14 protein-coding genes are annotated in these 13897 nt (G+C 33.7%); 7 read left to right on the top strand and 7 right to left on the bottom strand.

Features of this window, described 5'->3' with window-relative positions:
- Window positions 1-133: 133 nt before the first annotated feature.
- The 4 genes from J7K39_04655 to J7K39_04640 all read right to left on the bottom strand — a co-directional run bounded on the left by J7K39_04655 (window position 134) and on the right by J7K39_04640 (window position 3606).
- The gene (locus tag J7K39_04655) at window positions 134-904 is read right to left on the bottom strand and encodes an outer membrane lipoprotein-sorting protein (GenBank protein ID MCD6179172.1); all 771 of its coding nucleotides are present in this window, start codon (window positions 902-904) and stop codon (window positions 134-136) included.
- A 4-nt stretch (window positions 905-908) separates the two neighbouring features.
- Window positions 909-1487, bottom strand: coding sequence for a TetR/AcrR family transcriptional regulator (locus J7K39_04650; GenBank protein MCD6179171.1), 579 nt, complete (start codon window positions 1485-1487; stop codon window positions 909-911).
- Window positions 1488-1563: 76 nt separating this feature from the next.
- On the bottom strand, window positions 1564-2829 hold the full coding sequence (locus J7K39_04645) for a mechanosensitive ion channel family protein (protein MCD6179170.1): 1266 nt from the start codon (window positions 2827-2829) through the stop codon (window positions 1564-1566).
- Window positions 2830-2907: 78 nt separating this feature from the next.
- Entirely contained in the window at window positions 2908-3606 is a 699-nt protein-coding gene (locus J7K39_04640) for a hypothetical protein (protein ID MCD6179169.1), read from the bottom strand.
- 350 nt (window positions 3607-3956) lie between these two features.
- On the opposite strand from J7K39_04640, the gene serC reads away from it, so the two are divergent.
- From serC to J7K39_04605, 7 genes are all read left to right on the top strand, one after another.
- Window positions 3957-5027: a 3-phosphoserine/phosphohydroxythreonine transaminase gene (gene serC, locus J7K39_04635; protein MCD6179168.1), complete on the top strand. Its 1071-nt coding sequence runs from the start codon at window positions 3957-3959 to the stop codon at window positions 5025-5027.
- A 33-nt stretch (window positions 5028-5060) separates the two neighbouring features.
- Window positions 5061-5981 carry a 3-phosphoglycerate dehydrogenase gene (locus J7K39_04630; GenBank protein ID MCD6179167.1) on the top strand — a complete coding sequence of 307 codons (921 nt, stop codon included), beginning with the start codon at window positions 5061-5063 and terminating at the stop codon, window positions 5979-5981.
- 57 nt (window positions 5982-6038) lie between these two features.
- The gene (locus tag J7K39_04625) at window positions 6039-6494 is read left to right on the top strand and encodes a four helix bundle protein (protein ID MCD6179166.1); all 456 of its coding nucleotides are present in this window, start codon (window positions 6039-6041) and stop codon (window positions 6492-6494) included.
- A gap of 28 nt (window positions 6495-6522) precedes the next feature.
- Window positions 6523-7773: a DUF1015 domain-containing protein gene (locus J7K39_04620; GenBank protein ID MCD6179165.1), complete on the top strand. Its 1251-nt coding sequence runs from the start codon at window positions 6523-6525 to the stop codon at window positions 7771-7773.
- Window positions 7774-7911: 138 nt separating this feature from the next.
- On the top strand, window positions 7912-8700 hold the full coding sequence (locus tag J7K39_04615; GenBank protein ID MCD6179164.1) for a hypothetical protein: 789 nt from the start codon (window positions 7912-7914) through the stop codon (window positions 8698-8700).
- 18 nt (window positions 8701-8718) lie between these two features.
- Window positions 8719-11088, top strand: coding sequence for a TonB-dependent receptor (locus J7K39_04610; protein ID MCD6179163.1), 2370 nt, complete (start codon window positions 8719-8721; stop codon window positions 11086-11088).
- On the top strand, window positions 11088-11894 hold the full coding sequence (locus J7K39_04605) for a DUF4249 domain-containing protein (GenBank protein ID MCD6179162.1): 807 nt from the start codon (window positions 11088-11090) through the stop codon (window positions 11892-11894). The genes J7K39_04610 and J7K39_04605 overlap by 1 nt, the downstream gene beginning before the upstream one ends.
- A gap of 138 nt (window positions 11895-12032) precedes the next feature.
- Here the strand turns inward: J7K39_04605 and J7K39_04600 are convergent, their stop codons facing one another.
- From J7K39_04600 to yidD, 3 genes are read right to left on the bottom strand one after another with little or no spacing between them, the layout of a single operon-like run.
- Entirely contained in the window at window positions 12033-13103 is a 1071-nt protein-coding gene (locus J7K39_04600) for an SAM-dependent methyltransferase (protein ID MCD6179161.1), read from the bottom strand.
- An 8-nt stretch (window positions 13104-13111) separates the two neighbouring features.
- On the bottom strand, window positions 13112-13570 hold the full coding sequence (locus tag J7K39_04595; GenBank protein ID MCD6179160.1) for a hypothetical protein: 459 nt from the start codon (window positions 13568-13570) through the stop codon (window positions 13112-13114).
- A complete protein-coding gene (gene yidD, locus J7K39_04590) occupies window positions 13563-13856 on the bottom strand; it encodes a membrane protein insertion efficiency factor YidD (GenBank protein ID MCD6179159.1) in 294 nt (97 codons plus the stop codon). The genes J7K39_04595 and yidD overlap by 8 nt, the downstream gene beginning before the upstream one ends.
- Window positions 13857-13897 lie beyond the last annotated feature (41 nt).

The following is a 13897-nucleotide window of genomic DNA, read 5'->3' as shown; positions in this document are numbered from 1 at the left end:
TTGCAAAGAGCGCATAAAAATGGAAAGTAAGACCGCCATAAAAATGGAAACCATAGTAATGAGCGATCGCTTTTTATTGCGCCATAAATTTCGCCAGGCTATTTTGAAAAGTGTTTTCATAATCTGGTTATTGCTATTGGTTAGGGCGAATTTGCTTCATCATCTGTTGAGAAAACATTTTTGCGCTTATTTTTGGATCATCAAAATTTATTTTTTCAATGAGAAGTACGGTTTGATGTCCAGGCTTTTGAACAGGTTTCATGACCATTTTTGAGGGCAAAAGGCGTCCATCCATCATTTTTATTTCTGAAGACAGTTGAAGGTTAACCAACTCATCGTTTTTGCCATAAAGTTCGGAGCGAAGTGCAAAATCGTGTTCTTTAGATATCCATAGAAATACTTTGCTCCAAACTACGGGTGCTTGAGGTAGTGGAAGGAGTTCAATTTTATAACATGCATAGCCATCAATTGTTTCTTCGCCTACAATTTTGTGGGTATAATCCACTACCAGTGAATTTTCTTTCATCAGTTCATCGTTATTAAAATCGGAACCCATCCAAGAACTCATCATCATGCTGGGCGGAATTTTGATCATACGCCCAATGCGTGGCATCCAGTTCCACATATTTTTTTCACGTTTAAGAAAAACTTGTCCTTTGTCGCGAGCAGGGGCAGTAACATAAATAATGTAATAATCTGTTCCCATCGACCAAGTTTGCATGCTAACCGACCGGCTCCATTCGGGCCGGATAATGTTCATGGTCATGGTGGAACTGCTGTTTTTCCCTAGCATAATGCTTTGTGCTTTTCGCACGATTTCTTTGGCTCTTTCATCGGTTTGAGAAAATGCTCCCAACTGAAAAATTAGAAAAGCTGTAAGTGCTATATAAATTTTATACTTCATTATATTATGGTAAGTTATAGATTGATTTTAAACGTTTTATACAATATTCTTTTGGGAAATTTTCAGGATCAAGAATGTAATTTAAGCTGAGTCCGTCTAGTGTTGCTCCTAAAAAACGAGCCTCTTCAAGTGGGTTCTCAAAGCCAAGTTTTGCCATAAATTTTGAGAAAGTTTCAATTATCGGAATCAAAATTTTCATAAGCTTATCTTGCACTAATTCCATTACTTCTGTTTGCATTAAAACAGAGAAATAAATTTTCCAGTAGGAAAAGTCTTTTTCAAGTAAATCGAAGGTCATTTCAATAAGATGAGCAAATTTCTCAGTTGTAAAATCATTCGGGTCAATAAGGTATTGTTCAAACATAAATTCTAAGCCGGAGGAAAGAGTCTCTTTTATAATATCTTCCTTGCTGTTAAAGTAGTTGTAAATAAGACCTTTAGATATTCCTGCTTCTTTGGCGATATGGGCTATGGAGGCTCCATGATAACCTTTTTGGGCAAAGACAATAAGAGCAGAATCAAGAATTAATTGTCTTTTTTCTTTGCGTATATCTTTAAATTGATCACTTGTCTTGGGACACATATTTTTTTGACTAAACGTTCGGTCAAAGATACATTGGCCATTCTGTATTGTCAAGTATTTTGAGAAAACTTAGAAATTATTTCAATATTTTTCTAAAATCGGCACCGCTGGGCTCTTGAAAAACAGAAAGCTCAAACTCGGGAATAATAGCTAAAATATGGTCGAAAATATCTGACTGTATACTTTCATATTCTACCCAACTTTTTATTTTGCTAAAGGCATATATTTCCATTGGAATACCTTTCTCCGTTGGTTCTAACTGCCTGACCATAGTTGTAAGAGAAGTATTTATAGAGGGATGGTTTTCCAGATAATTAACAAGGTAGGCTCTAAAAACGCCAATATTGGTTTGTCTTCTTCCTTTAACCAAAAGTTTGGTATTTATTTTTTCGTTCGATTTTTGAATAAGTTTTTCCGTCTGAGAAATATAATTATCAAGAAATTCAAATTTCGAAAAACGTTCGAGCATTTCCGGGGTGCAAAATTTTATGCTGTGTGTATCTATAAGGACGGCTCTTTTGATGCGCCTTCCTTCAGATTCTTCCATTCCACGCCAGTTTTTAACTGAGTCGGAAATAAGCGAATAGGTTGGGAGTGTGCTAATGGTATTATCCCAATTTCTTACTTTAACTGTAGAAATAGAAATGTCTATTACCGTTCCGTCAGCATTATATTTAGGTAAACTAATCCAATCGCCTTCTTTTACCATATCGAAAGCTGCGAGTTGAATTCCACCAACAAAACCTAAAATAGGATCTTTAAAAACTAATAATAAAACGGCTGAAATAGCACCCAATCCGGTAAGTATGGTTGTTGGGTTTTTATTTAGTATTGAGCTTACAATCAAAATTGTAGCTATAAGCCAGAATAATATTTTAATAACCTGAACAAAGCCTTTAACGGGTATTTCTTTGTTTTTGGATTGCTTGTCGTAAACATGAACTACGGTGTCGAGTATAGCATTTATAATATTGGTGATAATTATAATTTTATAAATTGTTACCAAAAGTAAGAGTACATTTTTGCTTGTTTCTAAGTCAACAAAAATGTTGTTGATAGTCCATCCGATAAAAAAAGCAGGGATTAAATAGGAAGCTTTGTGAAAAATTCGTTGTTCTAATAAATAATCATCCCAATGAGTTTTGGAATTACGTATATGTTTAGCAATATATTTCCTTAATATCCACCGTGTAATGTAAAATAAAAAGACTGAAATGAGAATTCCAAGTAGTAGCAAACTGTAATTTGCAATTAAATCGGCATTTTTTTCTCCTATATTTAGTTTTGTAAGCATGTCCGTTAGATACTTACTAGCCGTATTGAAAATATTTAAAAAATTCATTTTTTATATTTTGTACAAAGCTATCAATTTTCATAAAAAAAGACTTCTATTGAAGCCTTAAATTATAAACTGCTTGAATTATTCGTGAATATAATTACACAGCTTTTCTTTTATTTGTTTTAGCTCATTAAGACTGAGGTCTTTTTTATAAATACGAACCAAATCAATTACGCCCTTCACTCTATAAAAAGTAGCTAAAGCAGCATCAAAATTATTATCTTTAGTGTTGTATTTAATATCTGTAACGGCTTTTTCAAAAGCGTACCATTTTAGCTCGTTTTTTATTTCAAAATAATGTGTTTCGGTATTGCTTTTATCTCGATAGAATCCTGCCTCTATTTCTTCTAACAGAAATTCCTTTTTAACTTGAATAATACTCGAAAATTCTTTTGAGTTTCTGTACTTTTCAAAGCGATATCCTTCATCAGATAATGCCTGTATTAACTGAGGCAGAATAGAATAATTATTTAGGCATTTAATTCTTATGGCAAATACATCATTGTTTCTGAGGGTAATACGCGAAGAGGCTAAATCTAATTTCATTTTTAGCGATTTCTTCAAAGCTTTAGCCGATCGAAGAATAAATTCTTTAGAATATTTCTTTTTAGTAATTAGAAATAATGAGCCGGGTAATTTTTCTTCAGGAATAATACCGTGATATCCCGGGAAAGCATGAGCTGTTTCAAGTATTAAGATATTATTATTAATATCAGAGTTTATTGTTGTTAACGATTCTTTTTTAATGATGGTTCCTGAAACTTCAATTGATAAGCACATTTTAATAATTTTTTAATTAATATTTACCAAAAATAAACAATTGCAGCGACTTAAAAAAATAATTTAGAATCTATCTATATTAAATTCCGGTTGATTTATGAAAAAAATTACAAAATTGCAGTTTCAAGACATTATTTCTTACGGTTAACGAAAAGCTTATTTAAGCAAGTATAGAAAATATATACAAATATTCTAATAAACTGTTATTTAATAAACGAATATTACTTAATTTTGTCTATCAATAAGAACGAATATTAGTTTAGTAAAATTTGCTTTAGTATTTGCTTTTAATCAGCTTGCTTCTGTTCATATTTAACTAAGCGATAAATAAATACAAAAAATATAAACAAATGGAGAAACATAATTTTTTTGCAGGCCCATCTATTTTGCCTGAGTTTACAATTGATGAAACAATAAAAGGTATACAGAATTTTGAAGGAACAGGATTGTCTGTTTTAGAAATTTCTCACAGAAGTAAAGAATTTGTTGCTGTTGTTGATGAAGCTCAAAGTCTGTTTAAAGAATTGCTTAATATTCCCGATAATTATAGTGTTTTATTTTTAGGCGGAGGTGCAAGTACTCAGTTTTTGATGCTTCCCTTTAACCTTTTGAATAAAAAAGCAGCTTATCTCAATACAGGTGCTTGGGCAACAAAAGCAATAAAAGAGGCAAAATATTTTGGTGAAGTTGTTGAAGTAGCTTCTTCAAAAGATGCTACTTTTAATTATATTCCTAAAGGTTACACTGTTCCAAAAGACGCTGACTATTTTCATATCACTTCAAATAATACCATCTATGGAACAGAAATTCGTGATGATTTTGATTGCACTATTCCTTTAGTTGCTGATATGTCTTCCGATATTTTTAGTCGTCCTATAGATATTTCAAAATATGCAGTGATATACGGTGGTGCTCAGAAAAATTTAGCTCCTGCAGGACTTACTTTTGTTATTATTCGTAATGATATTTTAGGAAAAGTAGATCGTGCTATTCCAACAATGATGAATTATCAAACGCATATCGATAAAGAATCTATGTTTAATACACCTCCCGTATTACCTATATTTTCTGCCTTACAAACATTACGTTGGTTGAAAGCTCAAGGTGGAGTTGAGCTTATGGAGAAAAAGAATATCGAAAAGTCCGGTCTTTTATACGATGAGATTGATCGTAACAAATGTTTCAAAGCAACTATAAAAAATGTTGACGATCGCTCAAGAATGAATGTGTGCTTTGTAATGAATGAAGGCTATGAATCTCTTGAAAAAGAGTTCCTTGATTTAACTGCTGCTAACGATATGGTGGGATTGAAAGGACATCGCAGCGTTGGTGGATTCCGTGCTTCGGTATACAATGCTCTTCCAAAAGAAAGTGTAGAAGCATTAGTTGCTTTAATGCAAGATTTTGAGGCTAAACATTAAATCTTAATTTATTAATAAATAAATAATTAAGTTATGACAAAAGTATTAGTTGCAACAGAAAAACCTTTTGCTCCTGCAGCGGTTGCTCAGATTAAGCAAATTGTAGAAGATGCAGGATTTGATTTTGCTACTCTTGAGAAATATACCGATAAAGCTGAATTATTATCGGCTGTTAAAGATGTAGATGCATTAATAATCAGAAGCGATAAAGTAACAAAAGAAGTAATAGAAGCCGCATCAAACTTGAAGATAATTGTTCGTGCTGGAGCCGGTTACGATAATATTGATTTGGAAGCTGCAACAGCAAATAATGTAGTGGCTATGAATACTCCCGGTCAAAATTCTAATGCTGTAGCCGAATTAGCTTTAGGAATGATGATTTATCAAGCGAGAAATCAGTTTAATGGTAAAGCCGGAACAGAGTTGCGTGGAAAAAAAATAGGTATTCACGCTTATGGTAATGTTGGGCGTTATGTTGCAACAATGGCGAAAGGGTTTGGTATGGATGTTTATGCTTTCGACCCTTATGTTAAAGATGAAGATATAGAGTCTGAAGGCGTAAAAGTATTACATTCGGCAGAAGAATTATATAGCAATTGTCAATATATAAGCTTGCATATACCGGCTACCGATAAAACAAAAAAATCAATTAATTATAAACTGCTTAGCAGTATGCCACAAGGTGCTACTTTAGTGAATACAGCACGTAAAGAAGTGATAAACGAAGAAGATTTATTAAAATTATTTGCAGATCGTATTGATTTTATGTATCTTAGCGATATAGCACCAGACTGCAAAGACGAGATAGTAAGGAACTATGAAGGTCGCTTTTTCTTTACTCCAAAGAAATCGGGAGCTCAAACGGCAGAGGCTAATATAAATGCTGGAGTGGCGGCAGCGCAGCAAATTGTGGGGTTTATTAAGGATGGAAACCTGCGCTACAAAGTTAACTAAGCAAAAACATAACGCAAACAAAGCTTATTTATCATAACCATCTAATAGTCTAAAACTATGAACAACTCTAATTATTCTCCTTCATTTTTTCGTTTTGAGGATCTTCGTGTATATCAAAAAGCACTCGATTATTATGTCTGGGTACAAGTTAATACCGAAATGTTTCCAAATGCTGCTGCTAATCCTTTGGCTCATTCTTTTGTTGATGTAGCTATGAATATCCCCGGAAAGATTGCTGAGGGATCATCTAAGAATAAAACTCAGTTTATTTTTCATCTGAAAGAAGCTAAAACTGCCATTCGACAGAGTGTTATGTTTACTTCGGCATCTGTGAAGTTGAATTATTTTGGCGATGAGCAAGAAGAAACCAGTAGAAATTATTTAATGGAGTTAACCAAAATGCTTGGAGCCCTTATAGGTTCTATTCAGCGCGACCATAATGCACCTCATCCTTCATCAGGAGGTAACAGGGTGGATGCAGATGATGATATAGACGCTCACAATACATATTAATAACATAAATCAAAATCTAAAATAAACTATGGCAATTTTAAAACCATTTAAAGGCTTTCGCCCAAAAGTAGATATAGTAGAGAAATTGGCGGCTTTGCCTTATGATGTTATGAATGTTGAAGAGGCTGCTGCAATGGCAGAAAATAATCAATATTCTCTTTTGCATATTACACGATCAGAAATAGACTGTCAGGCTGGTATTGATGTGCACTCACAAGAAGTATACGATAAAGCCGTCGAAAATTATACTTTATTTAAAGAAAAAGGATGGCTATTACAAGACGAGACACCTAAATTTTATATTTACGCTCAAACAATGGACGGTAGGACACAATATGGTATTGTTGCTGCTGCTTCTGTTGATGACTACCTTAATGGTATAATCAAAAAACATGAACTTACTCGTCCTGATAAGGAAGAAGACAGGATGATACACGTACGTATTAATAATGCAAATATAGAACCCGTATTTTTTACTTATCCGGCAGTAGCTGAAATAGATGAAATTGTAGCAGATATTGTAAATAATCAAACTGCGACCTACGATTTTGTTTCGGAAGATGGCTTTGGCCATCATTTTTGGGTAATTAATGAGGCTGATATTAATGAACGTTTAGAACAGCTTTTTAAAGATAAAGTACCTTTTACTTATGTTGCCGATGGACATCATAGAACTGCTGCTGCTGCCTTAGTTGGAGTAGAAAAGCGTAAGGCAAATCCCAACTATACCGGCGAAGAAGAATTTAACTATTTCTTAGCTGTTCATTTTCCTGATAATCAGTTGAAAATTATCGATTATAATCGCGTAGTTAAAGACTTGAATGGATTAACAGATGAGGAATTTCTTGAGAATTTAAATGTCGATTTTACAGTTGTAGATAAAGGTACAGAAATATTTAAACCAACTAAGCTTCATGAATTCTCGATGTATCTTGGTGGAAAATGGTTCTGTTTAACAGCTAAAGAAGGTACTTATAACGATAACGACCCTATTGATGTTTTAGATGTTACAATTCTTTCAAATAGGGTTTTGAAGAAATATCTTGATATCAGAGATTTAAGAACGTCAAAAAGAATTGATTTTGTTGGTGGTATCCGTGGTTTGGGCGCTTTAAAAGAGCGTGTTGATAGTGGCGAAATGCGTGTTGCTTTTGCTTTATATGCTGTTTCTATGCAACAACTTATTGATATTGCCGATTCGGGAAATATTATGCCTCCTAAAACAACTTGGTTTGAACCAAAGTTGAGAAGTGGTCTTGTAATTCACGAGTTGATATAGAAGATTGTACTATGAGAAATTAAACCGGCTACTGCCGGTTTTTTTATATATAATTTTAAGATCCATTTATATAATATAAAGCAAATTGCCTGTATCTTTGTTATTTATTAAAAAATGTAAACTCAATAAATAAAAATTATGAAATCTATTTCTCTTCTCAAGCTTAGTGTCATAGTATCGCTTTTTGTAGTTGTATTTACTTCTTGTAATAAAGGTCCTATATATAAATCGGTAGCAGAAGACAAAATGCAAAAGGAAATCCAATACATAGGATTTGATAATCAAAGTGCTATACGCTACGCAATTTCCAACGATAAGGAGTTTTTGTATGTTCGCCTTGAGGCTTTGAGTCGTCCCTCGGTTTTAAAAATTATACAATCAGGCTTTTATATTTACATAGATACCTTAGGGAAAAGAGAAAAAAATATTTGGCTTAATTTCCCATTAGGTCATACAGATCAGGTATTTAGTGCTAAACTTTTTCGTAAAACTGTAAAAGAAAATGCAGCGGAAGTAGGAAAGATTGAATTGGAATCGCAAATTAAGGATGTTGGGAAGGCAGCCATATTTGGCGTCAATGAAACCGAAGAAGAGCTTGTTAGTGATTTGGAAAAGGGATTTGCTTTTCATTTGGAATCCGGTGAGTATGGGAGTTTAGCTTATTATGCTGCTATCAGATTAGACAAAATTAAAAAAGGCGGATTTGATGCTTTGGATAATCTAAGCATTGGTATTATCTCAGGAGCATTTAAAAAACCAAATATTGCCGGAAGTGGTGGTAGAGGCGGTGGTAGATCAAATAGATATGCCGGTATGAACCGAGTGCCACAAGCTCAAAGTAATATTGATCCGAAAAAAATGCGTGAAATGTATTTGATGAGTCAGCCTATTAATTTTTGGATTAATGTGCAGCTTTATAAAGATTAGAATATATACCCTTAGCCTATGAGGTATTTTCTTATTGCTTTTATATGGTTTTTTAGTTTCTCTGTACTTTTTGCACAGCAAAAAAAATATATTATTAGTGGTACCGTTAGAGATGTACAAACAGGAGAGGATTTACCCGGTGCAACACTAAGACTTAAGAGTAAAGGTGGAGTTGGAACTGTAACAAATTCTTATGGATTTTATTCGTTGGAGATAGAAGCCGGAACTTATGATTTGCTTTATTCCTATGTAGGTTTTAAAACGCAAAGTATTCCGTTAAATCTAAATACGAATATTGTAATAAATATTGAGTTAGAGCCTTTGGCAGAACAACTTGCCGAACTGGAAGTGATAGCCGAAAGAGAAGATAAAAATATTCGTGCCAACGAAATGACAGTGGCTTCCCTGAGCATTAAAGAAATTGAGAGTATTCCGGTTTTGTTTGGAGAGAGAGATGTTTTTAAAACCCTTCAGCTTATGCCCGGTGTAAAACCCGCCGGTGAAGGAAGTTCGGGATTTTATGTTAGAGGTGGTTCTACAGATCAGAATCTAATTTTACTGGATGAAGCTCCTGTTTATAATGCATCGCATATGATGGGATTCTTTTCTATTTTTAATTCTGATGCTTTACGCGATATCAAATTATATAAAGGTGGAATGGGAGCAGAGTACGGTGGACGTCTTTCTTCTGTTTTAGATATTAAAATGAAAGAGGGAAACGCTAAGAATCTTAGTGTAAATGGTGGTATTGGACTAATCTCCTCAAGATTAACTTTAGAATCTCCAATTGTTAAAGACAGAGGTTCTTTTATCGTTTCGGCTCGAAGAACTTATGCCGATATATTTACAATATTTGCAAGCGAAGAAGCTATTAAAGATGCACAATTGTATTTCTACGATTTTAATGCAAAAGCAAATATAAGAATAGGAGAGAAAGACAGATTATTCGTTTCGGGCTATTTTGGTAGAGATAAGTTTGGTTTTGATGAACATTTTGGGTTCAATTGGGGAAATATTACTGCAACAAGCCGGTGGAATCATATTTTTAATCCTAAGCTATTTTCAAATACCTCTGTAATTTACAGTAAATACAGTTATCAGATTCTTGCCGGACCATCGGATAGAAGAGTTGAAATAGGTTCGCATATTATCGACTATAATCTGAAACACGATTATCAGTTCTACCATAACAATCACAGTATATGGAAGTTTGGTTTAAACTTTATTCACCATACAATGAATCCTGGTGACCTAAACTCAGAATCGAATGAAATTTTTAATTCGCTCGAAGTGGAGAAGCGTTATGCTTTAGAAACTTCTATTTATTTGGCTAATGAAAGGAAAATATCTCCTTCCTTGAGTTTAAATTACGGTTTGAGATTTTCCAACTTTATGCAATTGGGTCCCGGAAATATCTATACGTTTAATAATTATGGAGATATTGTTCAAACCGATGTTTACGATAAGTGGGAGCGAGTAGTAAATTACAATGGTTTTGAACCTCGCATTAATGGAACTTGGTTAATTAATTCTGAATCATCATTTAAAGCCTTTTATTCCTACACTAACCAGTATATGCATTTGCTCAGTAATTCTTCAAGCGAATCTCCTACAGATATATGGTTGCCGAGTAGTAATAATATAAAACCATCTACTTCCGGTCAGTTTGGAATGGGCTATTATCGTAATTTCAAACAAAATACCTACGAATTTTCAATTGAGACTTACTATAAGGATATGCAGGATTTGATTGATTATAAGATTGATGCTCAGGTAACTCTGAATCCTTTGGTAGAAGGTGATTTGGTTTTTGGAGAAGGTCGCGCTTACGGTCTTGAGCTTTTTTTAAAAAAACGGAAAGGGAAATTAACAGGATGGATAGGATATACTTTATCGCGTACCGAACGTAGGTTTGAAGAAATAAATAATAATAACTGGTATCCATCTAAGCAAGATCGTACTCACGATTTTGCTGTTATTGTAATGTATCAGTTAAATCCACGTATTCAATTTTCAGCAAATTGGGTTTATTATACCGGAAATGCTGTGACTTATCCCGAAGGAAAATATACAATTAGCGGACAGGATGTTTTGCTGTATTCTGATAGGAATGCCTATCGTATGCCGGATTATCATCGTTTAGATATTGGTTTAAGCTTGAAAAATAAAGAGTATAAAACAGTTCTTGATCAGGAGACCGGTAATTTTATTCAGCAAAAAAAACGATTTCGCTCTAGCTGGAACTTTTCTATTTATAATGTTTATAATCGTGAAAATGCTTATTCTATTTCCTTTGAACCTAACGAATATAATCCCGATGTTATGGAAGCTATACAGCTTTCGTTGTTTAAGATAATCCCGTCTGTTACATATAATTTTAATTTCTGATGAGGCGATTTATTACATATAAAATTGGGCTAATTATTTTATTGCTGTTTGTGTTTGCTTCTTGCGAAAAAGTTATAGACATAGACCTTAATGAAACAGAAGAACAGCTTGTGGTAGATGCTTTGGTAAGTAATCAAACCAATCAGTCTTTTGTTCGTTTGTCAAAATCTAATTCTTTGTTTTCAGATCAAGAGTATCAAAATGTTAGTAATGCCAATGTTATTGTTACGAGTTCCGAAAATGATATCTTTTCGTTTTCAGAAGTTGAAGCAGGCTTATATAAGAATGATGATTTTGTTGGTGTTGAAGGATTAGATTATAAGCTGGAAATTGATTGGGACGAAATAAATATAAGTGCAAATTCAAGAATGCCACAAGCCGTAGCTATTGATTCTATTGAATTAGTGGTTACAGAGGAAGGATTTATGGGTAATGATGAGATTACATATTCTTTAAAAATACATTTTACCGATCCGGCAGAGCAGACAAATTATTATCGTTTTGATGTTTTTAAGAATGATTCGCTTTACGATGGTTTTTTTATCAGTAACGATTTGTTTTTCAATGGAATTTCGACTTATCAATTTCTGATGGGTTTGGAAATGCAGCCGTTAGATACTATTTGTGTACAGCTTTCGAGTATCGATGAGGCTAATTACAGTTATTTTCTTGTTCTGAGTCAGAGTAATTCGCCATTTAATATCGCTCCCGGTAATCCGGTTTCTAATATTCAAGGAGAAGCTATTGGATATTTTGGGGCTTATGCGCAAGAGCGCAAATATATTATTATTATTCCTGAACAGTAGTTTATTAGATGGCGAGGGCTTTTCTTGGAGCGAAACCCTCGGTATATCAGACGGGATAATTAAGCCAAGCGAGAAAATCGGAGTGCGACTTAGAGTCGCACTCCGAATTGCTCCGGGAAACGAAAAAAAACTTTCAAATTATACTTTTTTCTTGCACTTTAAAATAGTGTGACTAACACCAAGGTCATTAAATGTTTCGTCAATATAAAATCCGGCTTCTTCTATTAATCTTATCATATCTTCCGAATGATACATTCTGCTGTTACCGTTAGCAATACAAGTAAAATATAAGGAAGTCATATTTAAGCTATAGCTTGATGCTTCGTATTTCTGATTATCCCAATAAGTTTCATTAATATACAAAGCTCCATCGGCATCTAATGCTTCAAAAGAACGATTTAACAGATGTGCAATTTCTTCTTCGGAAAAACAATCTAAAAACTGACTCATCCAAATGGTGTCTGCGCCTTTTGGGAAGGCTTTTTCTGCATCTAATAAATCAATAGCAAAGCCATCAATACGGTCGGCAAAACCGTGCTTCCCAATATTTTGATAAGCAACATTTAACTGACCGGCTAAATCGAGTATGGTAACTTTTACATCTTTATTAAACTCCGCACATTTTATAGAGAATTTTCCTGTATTTCCTCCTACATCCAAAATGTGTTTGGGATTATCTTTAAAAATAATAGGTAAAGCCAATGGGAAAACTAAATCGGAATAATAATGGTCGAATTTAAACCAACTCTCTTGTACTTTTTCCGGTAAAGACGATAAACTTTCGTAAACTGTTTTCCATTCTCCAAACACTTTTAGCCCTTCGGGTTTACCACTTTTTATGGACTCCTCTAAATGATAAAATCCCAAATAGTTTACATCCTGTACAAAATCCATATTAGCTTCTGTAAGAGGATCATTTAAAATAAAATAGCCTGTCTTCGTTAGTAAAAATTTATCGTTTTGTTGCTTAACAACACCTATGCTAATTCCGGCATCAAGTAAAACTTGAACGCCATAGGTTGAAAGCTTTAAATTCTTGGCAATCGCTGTTACTTCAATACCGTTTTTTCTCGATTCTTCAACCATTTTAAGAATGCCCAAATTGCGCATTACTCTGACGGCTTGAAAAGCAATAGGTCCGAAAGAAATTTTTTGTGCTTCAAATTTTGCATCCAAAGCTGATAGTTTGTCTGAGCCAAAATTTCGCATAGCAGTCGTTAATATGTTGCAGTATTATTCCAAATTCCGTGTATATTACAGCCAACTTCAACTTTTATTACGTCGTTTTTGACCAACTTAATAAAATGTTCGGCATAGCCTCTAATTGAACCATTTTCAAATTTTGTAAATGCAACAAGTTTATCGTTATTGTATATTTTCATATAGTCTATCCAATGATTTTTTTCTGTTGGATGGATAATTCCTTTGGATCCAATATGGATTTTTACTTTTGTAAAACCTTTATTATCAGTTTCTAAAAAACTAATATCCGGCGTATGTTTTAATTCAAAATCGGTTGGATGTTCAGGATTGGCAAAGCTCATCCTTTTTCTATTAATGATTAGCCTGTCGGTAGTCTGTTCTTGACTATTTGCTACTGATGGAATTAAAATGCCGGTAGTAGTTAGTGCCAGGCTTGCAAAACCAATTTTTTTAAATGCGTCTCTTCTATTCATATTGGTTGATATTTTCTTTAAGTTTTGATTTTAAGAATACATGAACAATTATTTTAGGAACAGGATCGTAACCGCTTGTTCCCCAAGGATGGCATCGGCTGATACGATTGGCAGCTAATGCTCCTCCTTTAATAAGTCCAAATTGTTTTAAAGCTTGTAAACTGTACTCTGAGCAGGTTGGGTAGTGTCTGCACGAAGCCGGTGTTATAGGCGAAATAACATATCGATAGAAGTGAATGGGTAGACTTGCTATCTGGATTATTATCGGGCTTTTTTGTTTTTTCACCTTTTTTCCTTTTTACAAATGTATAAAAATAGCTTTTGTAA

This window comes from Bacteroidales bacterium, assembly GCA_021157585.1.
Classification (GTDB): domain Bacteria; phylum Bacteroidota; class Bacteroidia; order Bacteroidales; family UBA12170; genus UBA12170.
The sequence above is the reverse complement of the archived record's forward strand: the minus strand, read 5'-3'. Positions and strand labels throughout refer to the sequence as shown.